This window comes from Streptomyces sp. NPDC054961, assembly GCF_053609145.1.
Genome location: NZ_JBSGWY010000005.1, coordinates 109,101 through 125,586, shown reverse-complemented (window position 1 = coordinate 125,586; position 16,486 = coordinate 109,101). Strand labels below are relative to the sequence as shown.

Sequence of the window (16,486 nt, the reverse complement as noted above, 5' to 3'; positions counted from 1 at the left end):
CGGTCGACGCAGCCTCCTCCCGTACGCATCTTCCTGTGCGAACGGTGATCAGCGCCCTCTCAGCCCGGTGCTCCGAGCTCCCGCGTTGTGCAAAGTAGCCCCCACGCTAGCGTCATGTGTGGCGTGCTGAACAGTGGGCCCCCTCATCTCTTGCGATGATCGGCCGGTGACGTCCTCGCCGCAGCCCCTCACCGAGCCCACAGATCCCGATGGTCACACCGGCCACCCCGGACACCCGCACGCGGAGCCCGGCTACCCGCACGCGGAGCCCGGACACCCTTCGGGACACGCGCCCGGCCACCCGTCCGGGCACTCTCACGGCCATTCCCACAGCCACGGACCGGCGGCTCCCGTCTCCAAGCACCTGCGCAAGGTGATCGCGGCCGTACTGATCCCCTTCGCCGCCGCCGTCGTGATCGGCATGGCCGTGCTCTGGCCGGGCGGCGCCCCGGGCCACGAACGCTCCGGAGTCGGCTTCGACCGCCAGACCCAGCAGGGCAAGGTCGTCTCGATCCAGCAGGTCGACTGCAAAACAGTGAACGCCGCGCAGGTGCCGGCCACCGGGGACACCTCCACCCCCGAGGGCCGCGAGGCCCTGGCCGCGCAGACCGGCGCGTGCAAGAAGGCCACGGTCGAGGTGAGCACCGGTCCGGACACGGGCCGCGCGTTCGTCGAGATCGTCCAGCCCGGCGCACCGCGGCAGTTGGCGAACGGTCAGGAAGTGGTGGTCGCCTACGCCCCGGACGCGCCCCGGGACCTCCAGTACTCCGTGATCGACGTGAACCGCAAGTTCCCGATGGCCGTACTGGCCGGCATCTTCGCCCTCGCGGTCGTCCTCGTCGGGCGGATGCGCGGGGTGTTCGCGCTCATCGCCCTCGTCGTCAGCTTCGGCGTACTGACCCTCTTCATCCTGCCGGCGATCCTTCAGGGCTCGAACCCGCTGGTCGTGGCGGTGGTCGGAGCGAGCGCGATCATGCTGATCGCCCTCTACATGTGCCACGGCCTGACCGCCCGCACCTCGGTCGCGGTCCTCGGCACCATCGTCTCGCTGGTGCTGATCGGCGTGCTGGGCTCGGTGTTCATCGACTGGGCGTTCCTGAGCGGCAACACCGACGACAACACCGGCCTGATCCACGGCCTCTACCCGCACATCGACATGAGCGGTCTGCTGCTGGCGGGCGTCATCATCGGATCGCTCGGCGTACTGGACGACGTGACGGTCACCCAGACGTCGGCCGTCTGGGAACTCCACCAGGCCGACCCGTCGATGGGCCCGCGCGAGCTGTACCGGGCGGGTATCCGGATCGGTCGGGACCACATCGCCTCGGTGGTCAACACCCTGGTACTGGCCTACGCGGGCGCCGCGTTGCCACTGCTCCTGCTGTTCTCGATCGCGAACAGCAGCATGGGCTCGGTGGCCAACAGCGAGCTGGTCGCGGAGGAGATCGTACGGACCCTCGTGGGCTCGATCGGACTGGTGGCCTCGGTTCCCGTGACGACGGCGCTGGCCGCCCTGGTGGTCTCCGCCGACCGAGTGGAATCGCCGGCGGCCGCGGGGGCCGCGGGGCCGCTGCGCGGCGGCCGGGGCCGCCGCCGTAAGCGGTGAGCGGTGAGCGGTAAGCGCTGAGGGGGGGACCGGCGGGCGCGGCCGGTCAGGTCGCGGGCGCGGACGCGGACGCGGCCGGTCGTGACGCGAACGGCGGGGTCAGCCCGCGTTCTGCTCGTTCTGCTGCGATTCGGCGAGGATCTTGTCGAGCGCCTCGTCGAGGTTCTCCTCGAAGTCTCCGAGGTTGCGCTCCTGGCCGAGCGGAACGATTCGGTCGGTGCGGTCGAGGAAGGCGACCAGCGGCGCCGCGCTCGCACGGAAGAGAGCCCGGTCCGCGCCCACCTGCAACCGGATGTGCACGTCGCACAGTTCCTCCGGATCGGTGGGCGCGATGTGGACATCGCCGTCACCGCACGGCTTGTTGATGCCGTCGAGCAGCAACTCCCGGCCGAACGCCCAGGTCACGGGCGCATCTCCGGGAAGGTGAAAGGTCAAGCGGACTGCGTAGGGGTCACGAGCGTCGTACCGGAGTTCCACCGGGATCCGGAACGAGAGCTCCTCGGAAACGAGGAAGCTCATCATGACCTCTGCCTGTACCGAATCGCGCATTGCCTACCCCGCTGTAGTGGAAGTGGCCAGGAATGATCCCCCAGCGCCTCTTGACAAGAGTGGTGGAAGCGCATGCAGATCACAAGGAGTGAGTTTTCAGATACTGATAGAGAACGAGAGGGTGCTCAACAGCGCGCCTACTTCACTCCGTAGTCGATCGACTACATACAGCAATCGACTCTCCTGGTGCAGGGGGAGAGAAATCGCCATGGTCGCGGCGGTGTCGCCGGCGGTGATGGGGATGGCCGCGCACACCGTGCCGAGGACGTACTCCTGCCTCTCCGTCACCGGCTGCATCCGCTCCAGGGAGCCGATCCGCTGCTCCAGAGCACGCTGGTCCGCCACGGTGTAGGGAGTGACGGCCTCGACCGGGTGCCGGTCGTAATAGTCCTTGCGGGTCTTCTCGTCGAGCTGGCCGAGCAGGCACTGCCCGATGGCGTGCGCGTGGCCGGTCTCGCGGAAATCGGCCCACTCCTCGCAGGCCGGATTGGCCGGAGTGTCCGATACGCCCACGACTTCGATTTCACCCTCACGGTAAACCGCGAAGTAGACGGGGGCCCCGACCACGTCGCGGAAGTGCGCGAGCGAGTCGAGGATCATGCTGCGACGTTTCTGCTGGAGGGCGCCCCCGGCCAGCCGGCCCGCGGCGTCCCCCAGGACGAAGACCCCGCTCTCCCGCCGCAGATAGCCCTCGTGCGTCAGGGTGCGCAGCAGGTGGTACGCGGTGGGAAGCGGGAGCCCGGCCTCGCGTGCCAGTTGTTTCGCCGGGGCTCCCTCGCTATGGGAACCCGCCGCTTCGAGCAGCCTCAACGCCCTCTGTACCGAGCCGATCAGAGTCGGCTCACCGGCATTGTGAACCGGAGACAAAAGCTCACCCCCAGGCATGGCGGCGGGCCTTGGAGGCCCGCCCTGCGGGGGCCTCCCCCGCGTGCGCCATGACTCCTGGGGGTCGTGCTCGGCGGCTGATGGGAAGAACCGCTGGTCAGAGCGGCAGTACCGGCTTTCGGTGCCCAGGGAACGGCACAGATTGCGACTCTATCCGCCGATTCCCGAGCTGTGACCGGTTTAGCCCCTCCCGTTCGCTCACCTGGGTTAATCCCGGTATCAGCGCGGCATCCGCCCGGCCGGCGCGATTTCTACCACTGCCCGGCAGAGGACTTCGATCCGCGGCCGGTGAACTTCCTGACGATGAAGACCAGGCCACCGACGAGGGCCACGAGGAGGAGCGCCTTGAAGACGAAGGTGATCAGCGCACCGAGGATGCTGGTGATCACACCGCCGAAGACGAAGAGAACCAGCAGCGGAACCGCGACCCACTTGACCCACCAGGGCATGCCCTCGAAAATCCCTCGGATGCCTTCCATGTCCCCAACCTCTTCCTTGTCCGTGACTTCCTGCTCTCGATGCTAGGAGGCCACGGCTCGCTCCGGGGGCCCGCGAGCCCCCGGAGTCCCCTGACCCGACCCCTAGGGGGACGGCGTCGCCGACCCTGGGTTTCCGGGCCCGCTCACTGCTCGGGCGGGGAAAAGACCACCATCACCTTGAGGTTCTCGGTGATGTGGTGGAACTTGTGCGGCACTCCGGCGGGCACGTAGACCACGCTCCCGTTCGCCACCGTCGTCGTCTCCTCCCCGACGGTGATCGAGGCACGGCCGCTCACGACGAAGTACACCTCGTCCTGCCCGTGCGGCTGCTGCGGGTCGCTCTGACCCGCGTCCAGCGCGTAGAGCCCCACCGACATGTTCCGCTCGCGCAGGAACTGCAGGTAGGCACCCTCGTTCGCGGCCCGCTCGGCCTCGAGATCGTTCAGCCGGAAGGCCTTCATCGTCTTCTTACCCCTTGTGTTCTCTTCGGTCGCGAGTATCCGCAGATCAGCTGATGTTCCACGGGGATCATCTCTGCAACGATCAGACCCATGACGAATTTCGTAGTCAAGACACTGGCCAACGCGGCGGCCCTGGCCGTCGCCATCTGGCTCCTCGCCGGCATCACTCTCGACGAGAGCACCACCCTGGGCCGTCGCACGGTCACCCTGATCCTCGTGGCGCTGATCTTCGGCCTGGTCAACTCCATCGTCAAGCCCGTGGTGCGGCTGCTCTCGCTGCCGCTCTTCGTGCTCACCCTCGGCCTGTTCACCCTCGTGGTGAACGCGCTGATGCTGATGCTGACCTCATGGCTGGCCAAGCAGTTCGACCTCAGTTTCCACGTCGACAACTTCTGGACCGCGGTCCTCGGCGCCCTCATCATCTCGATCGTCTCCTGGGCCATGAACATGGTCCTGCCCGACAAGAACTGAAGCGGGCGCCCATGTACCGCGTGTGCTTCGTCTGCACCGGCAACATCTGCCGCTCGCCCATGGCCGAGGCCGTCTTCCGCTCCCACGTCGCCGACGCCGGGCTCGCCGGCCTGATCGAGGTCGACAGCGCGGGCACCGGCGGCTGGCACGAGGGGGACGGCGCCGACCCGCGCACCGTCGCCGTACTGGCGGCCGCCGGGTACGAGCAGGACCACCGGGCCCGGCAGTTCCGGGCCTCCTGGTTCGCCGGTCTGGATCTCGTCATCGCGCTCGACGCCGGGCACCTGCGCGATCTGCGGGCCCTCGCCCCCACCCCCGAGGACGCCGCCAAGGTCCGGCTGCTGCGGGCCTACGACCCCGCGGCCTCGGACGCCGAGGGCGACGTCCCCGATCCCTACTACGGGCCCTTCGAAGGATTCGAGGAGTGCCTGGAACTGGTCGAGGCGGCGAGTCCCGGCCTGCTGGACGCCGTACGCGAAGCCGTGAAGGAGCACACGCCATGACCTCACCCGAGAGCGGTCCCGACCGCCCGGCCCGGCTCGGAGACGGCACGGTCGCCGTCCGCGCCGGCCTGCCCGATCCCGTCAAGAACGAGCCGCCCCTGCCCGGCCCCGTCTTCGCGGCCCACTTCCACCTCCCCGGCGACGTCGACGGCCCGTACGCCTACGCCCGCGACACCAACCCCACCTGGACCCTGCTGGAACGGGCCATCGGGGAACTGGAAGCCCCCGGCCAGGACGGAGTGGACACCGTCGTCTTCGCCTCCGGCATGGCCGCGGTCTCCGCCGTCCTGCTCTCCCAGGCGCGCGCCGGCGACACCGTCGTCCTGCCCGACGACGGCTACCAGGTCCTGCCGCTCGTACGCGAACAGCTGGAGGCGTACGGGATCCACGTGCGCACCGCCCCCACCGGCGACGACGGTCAGCTCTCGGTCCTCGACGGGGCGCGGCTGCTGTGGCTGGAGACCCCGTCCAACCCCGGGCTCGACGTCTGCGACGTACGCCGTCTCGTGGAGGCCGCTCACGCCGGCGGAACCCTCGTCGCCGTCGACAACACCCTCGCGACCCCGCTCGGACAGCGCCCCCTGGAGCTGGGCGCCGACTTCTCGGTCGCCAGCGGCACCAAGGGCCTCACCGGCCACGGCGACCTGCTGCTCGGGTACGTCGTGTGCCGCGACGCGGAGCTCGCCGCGGGCATCCGCCGCTGGCGCAAGGTGGTCGGCGCGATCCCCGGCCCCATGGAGGCCTGGCTCGCCCACCGTTCGCTGTCCACCATCCAGTTGCGCGCCCAGCGTCAGTGGGCCAACGCGCTCGCCGTCGCCGAGGCGCTCGCCGACCGCGCCGACGTCACCGGGTTGCGCTACCCGGGCCTGCCCGCGGACCCGTCCCACAAGACGGCGGCGCGCCAGATGCGGGGCTTCGGCTCCGTGGTCTCCTTCACCCTGGCCGACCGCGCGCACGCGGAACGCTTCATGGCGGCGCTGCGCCTCGTGGAGGACGCCACCAGTTTCGGCGGGGTGCGCTCCACCGCCGAGCGGCGCCGGCGCTGGGGCGGCGACGACGTCCCGGAAGGCTTCATCCGCTTCTCCGCCGGAGCCGAGGACACCGAGGACCTGGTGGCGGACGTCCTGCGCGCCCTCGACGCGGCGGGCTCGGAGGACTGAGCGGCCCCCGCGGCCCCTCGAAAGGCGGTCCGAGTCCCCCGCCGGTGACCCGGACCGCCCGGCTCGCGCCCCGGCGCATTTCCCCGGCCCGCGTTTCGGAAGCGGAAGTCTGGGCCACTCTTCTCCCATGACCGAACGCCCCGTGGTCAAACGCACCGCCCGCGCGATCCTGCTCGACGGTGACGACCTGATCCTCATCAAGCGCACCAAGCCCGGCATCGACCCGTACTGGCTCACCCCCGGCGGCGGAGTCGAGCCCTCGGACCTCACCGTCGTCGACGCCCTCCACCGAGAACTCGACGAAGAACTCGGCGCGAAGATCACCGATGTGGTGCCCTGTTTCGTCGACACCGTCGAGCACATCGCCGACAGGGGTGTGACCGGCGTCAAGGTGCAGCACTTCTTCGTCTGCCATCTCGAATCCATGGACCCCAGCCGACGGCACGGCCCGGAGATCGACGAGCCGGAGGGCGAGTACGAGATCGTCCGCGTGCCCTTCAGCCGCGTCGGCATCGCCGCCGTCCATCTCGTCCCGCTGTCCCTGCGCCACTACCTCGACGGCAACATCGAGGGCGTGCGCGCGATGCACGCTCCCGATCTGAGCTGACCCACCGGTCCGCGGGCGCCTGCCGGAATCAGCCGGCGACGCCCGCCAGCTCCTCCACCTCGTCGTAGCGGATGCGCTCCCCGGGGATCCCGATCCTCTTCAAGGCGTCCACCCCGTTACGGATCATCGCCGCGGGCCCCGAGACGAACGCATCGTACGAGCTCCAGGGCCCGTGTGCTCCGACGGCCTGGGGCAGTTGCCCGGCCAGTCCGTCCGCGCAGACCACCGGGCGTACCGACAGCCACGGATGCGAGCGCTGCAGGCCCAGCAGGGTGTCCTTGTCGTACAGGTCGTGGTCACTGCGCGCCCCGAAGAACACTTCCACGGGGCGGCGCTCGCCGTGCCCGGCCACATCCTCGATCAGCGCCTTGATCGGCGCGATGCCGGTGCCGCCGCCCAGGCAGAGCATGCCGTTGTCGGTGCTGTGGTCGACCACCATCGATCCGGCCGGGGGGCCGAGCCGGAGCACGTCACCGGGCCGGGCGTGGCGCACCAGCGCGTTGGAGACCCATCCGGCAGGGACGGCCTTGACGTGGAAGGACAGCAGACCGTCGCCGCGCGGGGCCGAGGCGAAGGAGTAGTGGCGCCAGACCCGTGGCCACCAGGGGGTCTCCAGGCTCGTGTACTGGCCCGCGAGAAAGGGGTACGGCTGGTCGGGGCGGACGGTGAGCACCGCGATGTCGGAGGTGCGCAGATCGTGGGAGACCACCTCGGCATGCCACCACGGCGGCGCCTTGGTCTCGGCTTCGGCCGCCGCGTCGATCATGATCTGGGAGATCGCGGTGTACGCCCGCACCCAGGCGGCTTCGGCCTCCGGCCCCCAGGTGTCCTGCGCGTACCGGGCCAGTGCCCCGATCAGGGCCTCGCCCACCGGGGGATAGTGACCGGCCTGGGTTCCGTACTTGCGGTGCCCGGTGCCGAGCCGGCGCAGGTAGGCGGTGAGCGTCTGCGGATCGTCGATGTGCTCGGCGGCCGTCAGCAGCGCCTTCAGCAGCCGGTCGCGCTGCGTGTCCATCGCGGCGGGGAACATGCCCCGCAGATCCGGGTGCGCCGTGAACACCAGGGCGTAGAAGTAGGACGTCACCTTGTCGGCGACGGGGGCGATCTCCGCGAGGGTCCGGCGGATGAGCACGGCATCGGGGGACGGTGGGGGGGAGGCCTCGGGCGCACCACCCCCGGACGGTATCCGGGCGGGCCTCCGTCTTGCCGAATGGGTGGGCGGAGCGTCCATGCGGTGCCTCGCTTCGAACATGTCGGTAGGTCTGCACGCGCCACGGCCTTCGAATCCGTGGTTCCGGGTTTCACAGCGTGCCAGTCCGTCCCCGAACTTGCGGGCAAATGCGGGAATTCCGCGTTTCGAACCCACCTTCCTCTTAAGATGCCTCAACTCCCGCGCGCGGCAACCCCGCAAGCTGGTAGGCCTCCCGCAGATCCCGGCCCTCGTAGACGTGGGTCGCCCGGGCCACCAGGTACGGCCGGGCGTTCACGGCGACCGAACGCGGGACCGCTTCGAAGAGCGCCACATCCGTATGTGAGTCCCCGTACGCGACGCAGTCGCCCCGGCCGAGACCGTATTGCGCGCACAGCCGGTCGGCGACCTCCACCTTGCGCTCGGGCGTCAGGATGCCTGCCATGTCCACCAGCCGGGTGAAGGGCACCTCCGGGAAGACCGAGCCGTGCGCGGCATGTGCGCCCCACTCCAGCAGGAGTTCGACGAAGAAGGACGGGGAGAGCGAGATCACCGCGCAGTAGTCCCCGCGCTCCCGGATCTCCTGCCACACCTCCCGGATCCCCGACAGCCAGGGCGAGCCGTCGAACGCCGCCCGGACGTGGGCCGGAGTCAGCCCCGCCCAGAGCTCCTGGGCCGCCAGCGAGAACGCGTGCGGCCCCATCTCCCGTGCGGCGAAGGACCGCTCGAGCGCGGCGATCTCCTCCGACAGCCCCAGCTGCCGGGAGATCTCGACCGGCGCCGCCGAGCCGTACATCAGCGTCCCGTCGAGGTCGAAGAGGTGCAGGAGAGTCATAACCCTGGAGGTTAGTGGCTCCGTTCCCTGCGAAACAGGGGACGGCTCCGGAGCTCCTCCCAGCGGTAGCGGGAGGAGCGTTTCACGTGAAACACCGGCCGGTTCCGCGGGCCCGGCAGGCATGTTTCACGTGAAACATCGGTCCGCTCCCGCCTGAGACGCGACGATGTTTCACGTGAAACACGGGCCCCAAATCCCCTGGACCGGGCCCCTGTCGATGAACCAGTCTGGGGCGGTGACACCACCACACCTCATCGCCCTGCCGATCCGCGCACTGACCGTGGACGATCTCCGCGACTGCGCCGACCTCTCCGAAGACCGCGGATGGCCCCGCGAGGATCACAAGTGGGGGCTCCTGCTGGCCGCCGGACACGGCTACGGAATCGACGCTCCCGACGGCCGGGGACTCGCCGCCGTCAGTGTGGTCACCCGATACGGCCCCCCGTCGGCCGCCCCCGAGCTCGCCGCCATCGGCATGGTCCTCGTCGCGGCCCGCTACGCCCGTCAAGGTCTGGGGCGGCGCCTGATGACCTACATCTGCGACGACCTCCTCAAGGGCGTACCGCTCACCCTGCACGCCACCCCGTACGGCCGCCCCCTCTACGAGGAGCTCGGCTTCGACACCACGGGCCGCTCCGAGATGCTCCGGGGCACGTTCCGGCCGGACCCCTCACCGACCGAGCCGGGAGCCGTCGTCCGGCCGGCCGCGGCCGAGGACATCCAGGGGATCCTCCGCCTGGACGCCGAGGTCTTCGGTGTCGACCGGACCCATATGATCACCCGGCTTCCCGCCTTCACGGACCGGCTGCTGGTCGCCGAGGACTCCACCGGCGACCTGATCGGCTACGGAGCGATCTGGCCCAACATGGAGACCCACGTCATCGGTCCGCTGGTCGCCCGCGACACCGGTGCGGCGCGGGCCCTCGTCAGCGCGCTCGCGGCGGCCACCGACCGGCCCCTGCGCACCGACGTCGACGTGCGCCACGAAGAGCTGCTCGGCTGGCTCAAGGACCGGGGGCTCGCATCCGTGACCTTCAACGCCGTCATGACCCGAGACATCCCCGGTCTGCCCGGTGACTGGACCCGTCGCTGGGCTCCGCTCACCGTGGCGGCGGGCTGAGCAGGAAGTACCAGAACATGACCGACACCACCGCCCTGCTCATCCGCCCGGCCACCGAGGAGGACCTGCCCGAGATCGTCGCGCTCCTCGCCGACGATCCCCTCGGCGCCACCCGGGAATCCACCGACGACCTCACCCCGTACGTCGCGGCGCTCAAGCGGCTGACGGACGACCCCCACCAGCAGGTGGTGGTCGCCGTCCGTGCGGGCCGCGTCGTCGGCACCCTCCAGCTGACGATCGTCCCCGGGCTCTCCCGTAAGGGGAGCAGCCGCTCGATCATCGAGGGTGTGCGCGTCCACGCCGATGAACGCGGCGGCGGACTCGGGACCCGGTTCGTCGAGTGGGCGATCGAGCGCTCCCGAGCCGAGAACTGCCAGCTCGTCCAGCTCACCTCGGACGCGACCCGGACCGACGCCCACCGTTTCTACGAGCGGCTCGGCTTCACCGCCTCCCACGTCGGATTCAAACTCCAGCTCTGAGCCCGTCCCGTGTGGGCCGGGCCCTCGTCCGTGGCCCGGCCTACGATCGGGAGGGTGAGCAGCCTCCCCGTCGTCACCACAGCGGAGCGCCGGCACCGGCTCGCCCGCCGCCACCGCCTCGCGCCGTCGGCCCACGCCGCCGACCCGGCCCAGGCCGCGGACTCCGTGGTCGCCCTGCACGCCACCGATGCCGCGACCGTCTTCCTTTCCCTCCGCGCCCGGCTGGACGAGAGCGGTCCCCGCGCCATCGAACGGGCCCTCTACGAGGACGTGCGCCTCGTGCGGCTGCTCAGCATGCGCAACACCCTCTTCGCCGTCTCCACCGAATGCGCCCCGTACGTCGACGCCTCCACCGCCAGGGCCATCGCCGCGAAGGAACGCCGCAGATTCCTCAAGCACCTCGCCGAGGACGGCCAGGGTCTCGACGCCGCCTGGCTGGCGCTCGCCGAGAGCGCCGCGCTCGACGCCCTCGACTCCCACGGCCCTTCCACCGGCAGCCAGCTCTCGGCCGCCGTACCGGCCCTGCGCCAGAAGATCACGATCAACCGGGGCAAGAAGTTCGAGACGGAAACGGGTGTCGCCACGCGCGTCATCCGCCTGCTGGCCGCCGACGGCCGGATCCGCCGCGACCGCCCCCGTGGATCGTGGACCTCCAGCCAGTACCGCTGGGTCCACACGGAGTCCTGGCCCGCCATGCTCCCGGCCGAGGCCCGTGCCGAGCTGGCCCGTCGCTGGCTGCTCGCGTACGGTCCCGCCACCGAGTCCGACCTCAAGTGGTGGACGGGCTGGACCCTCACGGACGCGCGCAAGGCCCTCGCCGCCGTCGGCCCCGACGAGGTCCGTCTCGACGACGGCTCCACCGCACTCGTCGCCCCCGGGGACACCGGGGCCGAGCCCGCTCCGGAGCCTTGGGCCGCCTTGCTGCCCGCCCTGGATCCGAGCGCGATGGGATGGGCGGACCGCGGTTTCCACCTCGATCCCGCGCACCGTCCGGCCCTCTTCGACTACGCCGGCAACGTCGGCCCCACCGTGTGGTGGAACGGCGAAGTCGGGGGGGGGGGGGGGCCCCCCCCCCCCCCCCCGACCGGGCGCCCGCCACAGGAGTTCAGCGGGCCGGGCAGCCGCCCGCGCGACGACCCCCCCGCGACCCCCGCCCCCCCCGTGTGGTGGACCGGCGAAGTCGTCGGCGGCTGGGCCCCGCGCGCCGACGGCCGGATCGTGCACCGGCTGCTGAGTGACCGCGGCCGGGACGCCGAGGAGGCGATCACCGCCGAGGCCGCCCGGCTCACCGCCTGGGTGGGAGAGGCCCGTGTCACCCCGCGCTTCCGCACTCCGCTGGAGCGTGAACTCGTGGCTCAGTGAGCCCGGTTCGCCCTCGGTGCGCGGTCCGGACGCACTAGCCGATGCCCCGCCAGCCCTGCGGGTCGACACCGCCGGGTACCGGGGCCTGCGGGTCGTAGGGCTCGCGGGTGAACACGAACGAGGCGAGGTCGATGTGGCTCACCGAACCGTCCGGCCGCCGCACGGCCCGCAGCGTCTCGCCCGCGTAGTAGCCGTTCAGGCCGGTCCAGCTGCCGTCGGGCTCCGGCCGGAAACGTGCGATCCGGCCGTTGCCGCCCACCGGGCCCAGTTCCATGAATCCGTCGTAGGTGAGCCGTACGGCATGCGCCGCTGTGCCCCAGTACCAGGGACCGCAGAGCTCGAGCGCCACCGGATCGGCCTCCCGCAGCGGGCGCCACGGCTCGGGCATGCGCGGCTCGGCGTCCGCGACGATGCCCACCAGCTCGGCCGCCACCGTCGAAGCGGGCAGCCCCGAGGTGCAGTTGGCCAGCACCACCGCGGCCACGTCGTCCGCCTCGCTCAGCCACAGACCGGCGACGAACCCCGGCAGCGAACCGCTGTGCCCCGCGAGCGGGCGCGCGCCGCTCACCGTCAGCTGCATCCCGAGCCCGTATCCGAGGTCGGCGGATCCCGGTTCCGGCGGAGCGGCCGAGGTCCGCATCTCCCGTACGGACCCTGCGCTCAGCACGCGCTCGTCACCCCGTACGAGGAACGCGGCGAACTTCGCCAGGTCCCCGGTGGTGGACCACAGCTGTCCGGCGGGGGCCATCAGCCCGAGGTCCTCCAGCGGCTCCGGCATCATCACGTCCGCCCACGGGTGGACCGCCCAGCCGCCCGCGTGCGGGGCCACGGGCTGAGCCGTCGTCCGCTCGAGCCCCAGCGGCTCCAGCACCTCGGCCCGGAGCACCTCGTCCCACGGCCTCGCGCGCACGGATTCCACGAGCGAACCCAGCAGCGTGTAGCCCGGGTTGGAGTAGTGGTGGCGCCGTCCGGGAGCGAAGCGCAACGGCCGCTCGCCCAGAACGTCGGAGAGCTGGGGGCGCAGCGTGCCCGCCGTCCGCTCCCACCACTCGCCGGGCGTCTCGGCGGCCAGGCCGCCCGTGTGGGAGAGCAACTGACCCACGGTCACGTCGTCGAGACCCAGGCCCGGGAGGAACTTCTCGACCCGGTCGCCGAGTTCCAGCAGCCCCTCGTCCCGCAGCCGCATCACCAGGACGGCGGTGAACGTCTTGGTGATCGAGCCGATCCGGTACTGCACGTTCCCGTCGGGCCCGTGGCCCTCGACCATGGTCCGGGATCCCTCCCAGACCACCTCTCCGCCCCGCACCACGGCCGCCACCAGCGAAGGCGCCCGGCCCTCGCGCTGGGCCACCGCGATCCGGCGGGCGAGCGAGCGGCGGGTCGCGGGCAGGAGTGCAAGATCTTCAGATGCGGCGTCCATGAGGCAGATGCTACGTGTTGGCCATGTCCACGAACCTGGAGTAATGGCCTTGGAAGGCAACGGTGATGGTCGCCGTCGGACCGTTTCGGTGCTTGGCGACGATCAGGTCGGCCTCGCCCGCGCGGGGTGACTCCTTCTCGTACGCGTCCTCGCGGTGCAGCAGGATCACCATGTCGGCGTCCTGCTCGATCGAGCCGGACTCACGCAGGTCGGAGACCATCGGCTTCTTGTCGGTGCGCTGCTCGGGGCCACGGTTCAGCTGGGACAGAGCGATCACCGGGACTTCGAGCTCCTTCGCCAGCAGCTTGAGGTTTCGCGACATGTCCGAGACCTCCTGCTGGCGGCTCTCGGGCCGGCGCGAGCCGCCCGACTGCATCAGCTGGAGGTAGTCGATGACGACGAGCGAAAGGTCGCTGCGCTGCTTGAGCCGGCGGCACTTCGCGCGGATCTCCATCATCGACAGGTTCGGGGAGTCGTCGATGTAGAGGGGGGCCGCGGAGACATCCGGCATCCGCCGGGCGAGGCGGGTCCAGTCGTCGTCCGTCATGGTGCCCGACCGCATGTGGTGCAGCGCCACGCGGGCCTCCGCCGAGAGCAGGCGCATCGCGATCTCGTTGCGCCCCATTTCGAGGGAGAAGATGACGCTGGGCAGGTTGGCCTTGATGGAGCAGGCACGGGCGAAGTCCAGCGCGAGGGTGGACTTACCCATGGCGGGGCGGGCCGCGATGACGATCATCTGGCCCGGGTGCAGACCGTTGGTCAGCGAGTCCAGGTCCGTGAAGCCGGTCGGGACGCCCGACATCTGGCCACTGCGCGATCCGATCGCCTCGATCTCGTCGAGGGCGCCTTCCATGATGTCGCCGAGCGGCAGGTAGTCCTCGGAGGTCCGCTGCTCGGTGACCGCGTAGATCTCGGCCTGGGCGCTGTTGACGATCTCGTCGACGTCTCCGTCGGCGGCATAGCCCATTTGCGTGATCTTCGTACCGGCGGCGACCAGGCGGCGCAGGACGGCCCGCTCGTGGACGATCTCCGCGTAGTACTCCGCGTTCGCCGCGGTCGGGACCGACTGCACCAGCGTGTGCAGGTACGGGGCCCCTCCCACCTTGCTGATCTCGCCGCGCCGGGTCAGCTCGGCGCTGACGGTGATGGGGTCGGCCGGCTCGCCCTTGGCGTACAGGTCGAGGATGGCCTGGTAGATCGTCTCGTGCGACGGCCGGTAGAAGTCCTGGCCCTTGAGCACCTCGACCACGTCGGCGATGGCGTCCTTGGACAGCAGCATGCCGCCCAGGACGGACTGCTCGGCGTCGAGGTCCTGGGGCGGGACCCGCTCGAAGCCGCCCCCGCCGCCGTCCCAGGAGCCGCCCTCCCGGCCTCGGTCCTGCTGGTCGTCCCCGCGGCCGCGGCCTTCGCTGTTACGGCGCGAGCGGGCGGGCAGACGGTCACCTGGACCGCTGTCGGCCCAAGGGTCGTCCGTGGGCTCGGGCATGCTCACCGGGCCACCTCCTCCCGTCCGCAGAGCGGACCTCGCCATGTCACTCTTTCTACGACACGGCTCTGACATTTGGGGCACCCGGATCCGCTGTCGGCGAGTCGGGCAACGAACCACGGTAGAGCCGCGAGCGACGTCAGCCAATCTTGTTATCCACAGGCTGTGTGGATGAGGTGTGGATGACGGCGCCAATGCTGTGGGTAACTCCCCGGAAGCTGTGCACGGACCGGGGGACGACGCTGTGGACAAAATCACCCCACCCACCCCCTCACCCCACCTGACCTGCAATTTTTACCTTTCTGGGCAGGGGAGCAGAAAAAACTTCGCCACTGTCTCAAGATCGCCTCCAACGAGGTGCGACGAACGCGCGAATCGGCCCATCGGTAAGGGCTCATATGCCCTTGCATCTATTACCTGTGGAAGATTAGATTGAGCGCATGAGACAGGCCCCCACCGCACCGAAGGCTGCCCCGAGACGGCACGACCGCGAGATCTTCGCGCTCGCCGTCCCCGCCTTCGGCGCACTCGTCGCCGAGCCCCTCTTCGTCATGGCCGACAGTGCCATCGTGGGGCACCTCGGCACCCCCCAGCTGGCCGGTCTCGGCATCGCGGCCGCTCTGCTCACCACCGCCGTGAGCGTCTTCGTCTTCCTCGCCTACGCCACCACCGCGGCCGTGGCCCGCCGCGTCGGCGCCGGCGACCTCCAGGCCGCCATCCGGCAGGGCATGGACGGCATCTGGCTGGCCCTGCTGCTCGGCGTGGCCGTCATCGCCGCGGTCCTGCCCGCCGCACCCTCGATGATCTCCCTCCTCGGAGCCTCCGACACCGTCGCCCCCTACGCGGTCACCTACCTGCGGGTCTCCTCCCTCGGCATTCCGGCGATGCTCGTGGTGCTCGCCGCCACGGGGGTCATCCGCGGACTTCAGGACACCCGGACACCGCTCTACGTCGCGATCGGCGGTTTCGCCCTCAACGCGGCTCTGAACGTCGCGCTCGTCTACGGAGCCGGCCTCGGCATCGCCGGGTCGGCCTGGGGCACGGTGATCGCCCAGTGCGCGATGGCCGCCGCCTACCTGGTCGTGGTCGTCCGGGGCGCCCGTCGGCACGGAGCCTCCCTGCGCCCCGACGCCGCGGGGATCCGGGCTTGCGCACAGGCCGGTGCGCCCCTGCTCGTCCGCACCCTGTCCCTGCGCGCCGTCCTGCTGATCGCGACGGCCGTGGCCGCCCGGCTCGGCGACGCCGACATCGCCGCCCACCAGATCCTGCTCTCCCTGTGGACCCTGCTCGCCTTCGCCCTCGACGCCATCGCGATAGCCGGACAGGCCATCATCGGGCGCTACCTGGGCGCGAGCGACACCGAGGGGGCCAAGGCGGCCTGCCGCCGCATGGTGCAGTGGGGGATCGTCTGCGGCACCGTCCTGGGCATCCTGGTGATCGCGGCCCGCCCCGTGCTCATCCCGCTCTTCACCAGCGACCCGGCGGTGGAGAGCGCCATACTCCCCGCCCTGCTCGTCGTGGCCCTCTCCCAGCCCGTCTCGGGCATCGTCTTCGTCCTCGACGGCGTCCTGATGGGCGCCGGAGACGGCCGCTACCTGGCCTGGGCCATGCTGCTGACCCTCGCCGTGTTCACCCCCGCGGCCCTGCTCATACCGGCCGCGGGCGGCGGCCTGACGGCCCTCTGGTGCGCCATGACCCTGATGATGCTGGTCCGGATGGTCACCCTCCAGCTGCGCTCCCGCTCGGGCCGCTGGCTGATCGCGGGGGCGAGCCGCTAGGCGATGTTTCACGTGAAACCGAGATGCCGCCGGGCGGTGTTTCACGTTTAAAAACGGCCGCCCCCCGATATCACCACCCCAACCCCCCGCACACCG

At 70.6% G+C, this 16,486-nt stretch carries 17 protein-coding genes; 9 read left to right on the top strand and 8 right to left on the bottom strand.

What is annotated here, in order from left to right; all coding sequences use genetic code 11:
- Positions 1-133: 133 nt before the first annotated feature.
- A complete protein-coding gene (locus ACWF9Z_RS07680) occupies positions 134-1,606 on the top strand; it encodes a YibE/F family protein (RefSeq protein WP_453598527.1) in 1,473 nt (490 codons plus the stop codon).
- Between the two features lie 99 nt (positions 1,607-1,705).
- On the opposite strand, the gene ACWF9Z_RS07675 is transcribed toward ACWF9Z_RS07680, so the two are convergent.
- From ACWF9Z_RS07675 to ACWF9Z_RS07660, 4 genes are all read right to left on the bottom strand, one after another.
- A complete protein-coding gene (locus ACWF9Z_RS07675) occupies positions 1,706-2,155 on the bottom strand; it encodes an SsgA family sporulation/cell division regulator (RefSeq protein WP_453598525.1) in 450 nt (149 codons plus the stop codon).
- A 96-nt stretch (positions 2,156-2,251) separates the two neighbouring features.
- Complete coding sequence (locus tag ACWF9Z_RS07670) at positions 2,252-3,040, bottom strand: IclR family transcriptional regulator (RefSeq protein WP_453598523.1); 789 nt, start codon at positions 3,038-3,040, stop codon at positions 2,252-2,254.
- A 251-nt stretch (positions 3,041-3,291) separates the two neighbouring features.
- Entirely contained in the window at positions 3,292-3,519 is a 228-nt protein-coding gene (locus ACWF9Z_RS07665) for a DUF5326 family protein (RefSeq protein ID WP_453598521.1), read from the bottom strand.
- A 143-nt stretch (positions 3,520-3,662) separates the two neighbouring features.
- On the bottom strand, positions 3,663-3,980 hold the full coding sequence (locus ACWF9Z_RS07660; protein WP_453598519.1) for a cupin domain-containing protein: 318 nt from the start codon (positions 3,978-3,980) through the stop codon (positions 3,663-3,665).
- Positions 3,981-4,070: 90 nt separating this feature from the next.
- On the opposite strand from ACWF9Z_RS07660, the gene ACWF9Z_RS07655 reads away from it, so the two are divergent.
- From ACWF9Z_RS07655 to ACWF9Z_RS07640, 4 genes are all read left to right on the top strand, one after another.
- The gene (locus ACWF9Z_RS07655) at positions 4,071-4,451 is read left to right on the top strand and encodes a phage holin family protein (protein ID WP_453598517.1); all 381 of its coding nucleotides are present in this window, start codon (positions 4,071-4,073) and stop codon (positions 4,449-4,451) included.
- An 11-nt stretch (positions 4,452-4,462) separates the two neighbouring features.
- Positions 4,463-4,954 carry a low molecular weight protein-tyrosine-phosphatase gene (locus tag ACWF9Z_RS07650; protein WP_453598515.1) on the top strand — a complete coding sequence of 164 codons (492 nt, stop codon included), beginning with the start codon at positions 4,463-4,465 and terminating at the stop codon, positions 4,952-4,954.
- Complete coding sequence (locus ACWF9Z_RS07645; RefSeq protein ID WP_453598513.1) at positions 4,951-6,114, top strand: cystathionine gamma-lyase; 1,164 nt, start codon at positions 4,951-4,953, stop codon at positions 6,112-6,114. The genes ACWF9Z_RS07650 and ACWF9Z_RS07645 overlap by 4 nt, the downstream gene beginning before the upstream one ends.
- A gap of 127 nt (positions 6,115-6,241) precedes the next feature.
- Positions 6,242-6,721: an NUDIX domain-containing protein gene (locus tag ACWF9Z_RS07640; RefSeq protein WP_453598511.1), complete on the top strand. Its 480-nt coding sequence runs from the start codon at positions 6,242-6,244 to the stop codon at positions 6,719-6,721.
- A gap of 28 nt (positions 6,722-6,749) precedes the next feature.
- On the opposite strand, the gene ACWF9Z_RS07635 is transcribed toward ACWF9Z_RS07640, so the two are convergent.
- Together ACWF9Z_RS07635 and ACWF9Z_RS07630 are read right to left on the bottom strand one after the other, a co-directional pair.
- The gene (locus ACWF9Z_RS07635; protein WP_453598509.1) at positions 6,750-8,108 is read right to left on the bottom strand and encodes a globin domain-containing protein; all 1,359 of its coding nucleotides are present in this window, start codon (positions 8,106-8,108) and stop codon (positions 6,750-6,752) included.
- The gene (locus ACWF9Z_RS07630) at positions 8,095-8,745 is read right to left on the bottom strand and encodes an HAD family hydrolase (protein WP_453598507.1); all 651 of its coding nucleotides are present in this window, start codon (positions 8,743-8,745) and stop codon (positions 8,095-8,097) included. The genes ACWF9Z_RS07635 and ACWF9Z_RS07630 overlap by 14 nt, the downstream gene beginning before the upstream one ends.
- A gap of 235 nt (positions 8,746-8,980) precedes the next feature.
- Between ACWF9Z_RS07630 and ACWF9Z_RS07625 the strand changes: the two genes are divergently transcribed.
- The 3 genes from ACWF9Z_RS07625 to ACWF9Z_RS07615 are packed head-to-tail and all read left to right on the top strand — an operon-like array spanning position 8,981 to position 11,706.
- Positions 8,981-9,865, top strand: a complete 885-nt coding sequence (locus tag ACWF9Z_RS07625) for a GNAT family N-acetyltransferase (RefSeq protein WP_453598505.1) — start codon at positions 8,981-8,983, stop codon at positions 9,863-9,865.
- Positions 9,866-9,882: 17 nt separating this feature from the next.
- Positions 9,883-10,344 (top strand): N-acetyltransferase family protein, encoded by a 462-nt coding sequence (locus ACWF9Z_RS07620; RefSeq protein ID WP_453598503.1) that lies wholly within the window; start codon positions 9,883-9,885, stop codon positions 10,342-10,344.
- Positions 10,345-10,398: 54 nt separating this feature from the next.
- Positions 10,399-11,706 (top strand): winged helix DNA-binding domain-containing protein, encoded by a 1,308-nt coding sequence (locus ACWF9Z_RS07615; protein WP_453598501.1) that lies wholly within the window; start codon positions 10,399-10,401, stop codon positions 11,704-11,706.
- 34 nt (positions 11,707-11,740) lie between these two features.
- Here ACWF9Z_RS07615 and ACWF9Z_RS07610 read toward each other — a convergent pair whose 3' ends face one another.
- Both ACWF9Z_RS07610 and dnaB read right to left on the bottom strand, forming a co-directional pair.
- On the bottom strand, positions 11,741-13,126 hold the full coding sequence (locus tag ACWF9Z_RS07610; protein ID WP_453598499.1) for a serine hydrolase domain-containing protein: 1,386 nt from the start codon (positions 13,124-13,126) through the stop codon (positions 11,741-11,743).
- A gap of 10 nt (positions 13,127-13,136) precedes the next feature.
- Positions 13,137-14,612, bottom strand: coding sequence for a replicative DNA helicase (gene dnaB / locus ACWF9Z_RS07605; protein WP_453598497.1), 1,476 nt, complete (start codon positions 14,610-14,612; stop codon positions 13,137-13,139).
- Between the two features lie 440 nt (positions 14,613-15,052).
- On the opposite strand from dnaB, the gene ACWF9Z_RS07600 reads away from it, so the two are divergent.
- Positions 15,053-16,390, top strand: a complete 1,338-nt coding sequence (locus ACWF9Z_RS07600) for an MATE family efflux transporter (RefSeq protein WP_453598495.1) — start codon at positions 15,053-15,055, stop codon at positions 16,388-16,390.
- The last annotated feature ends 96 nt before the right edge of the window (positions 16,391-16,486 follow it).

Coding starts and splice junctions, on each gene's coding strand:
- ACWF9Z_RS07675 (WP_453598525.1), bottom strand. CDS start 2,155: ATGCGCGATTCGGTACAGGCAGAGGTCATGATGAGCTTCCTCGTTTCC.
- ACWF9Z_RS07670 (WP_453598523.1), bottom strand. CDS start 3,040: ATGCCTGGGGGTGAGCTTTTGTCTCCGGTTCACAATGCCGGTGAGCCG.
- ACWF9Z_RS07665 (WP_453598521.1), bottom strand. CDS start 3,519: ATGGAAGGCATCCGAGGGATTTTCGAGGGCATGCCCTGGTGGGTCAAG.
- ACWF9Z_RS07660 (WP_453598519.1), bottom strand. CDS start 3,980: ATGAAGGCCTTCCGGCTGAACGATCTCGAGGCCGAGCGGGCCGCGAAC.
- ACWF9Z_RS07655 (WP_453598517.1), top strand. CDS start 4,071: ATGACGAATTTCGTAGTCAAGACACTGGCCAACGCGGCGGCCCTGGCC.
- ACWF9Z_RS07650 (WP_453598515.1), top strand. CDS start 4,463: ATGTACCGCGTGTGCTTCGTCTGCACCGGCAACATCTGCCGCTCGCCC.
- ACWF9Z_RS07645 (WP_453598513.1), top strand. CDS start 4,951: ATGACCTCACCCGAGAGCGGTCCCGACCGCCCGGCCCGGCTCGGAGAC.
- ACWF9Z_RS07640 (WP_453598511.1), top strand. CDS start 6,242: ATGACCGAACGCCCCGTGGTCAAACGCACCGCCCGCGCGATCCTGCTC.
- ACWF9Z_RS07630 (WP_453598507.1), bottom strand. CDS start 8,745: ATGACTCTCCTGCACCTCTTCGACCTCGACGGGACGCTGATGTACGGC.
- ACWF9Z_RS07620 (WP_453598503.1), top strand. CDS start 9,883: ATGACCGACACCACCGCCCTGCTCATCCGCCCGGCCACCGAGGAGGAC.
- ACWF9Z_RS07610 (WP_453598499.1), bottom strand. CDS start 13,126: ATGGACGCCGCATCTGAAGATCTTGCACTCCTGCCCGCGACCCGCCGC.
- dnaB (WP_453598497.1), bottom strand. CDS start 14,612: ATGCCCGAGCCCACGGACGACCCTTGGGCCGACAGCGGTCCAGGTGAC.
- ACWF9Z_RS07600 (WP_453598495.1), top strand. CDS start 15,053: ATGAGACAGGCCCCCACCGCACCGAAGGCTGCCCCGAGACGGCACGAC.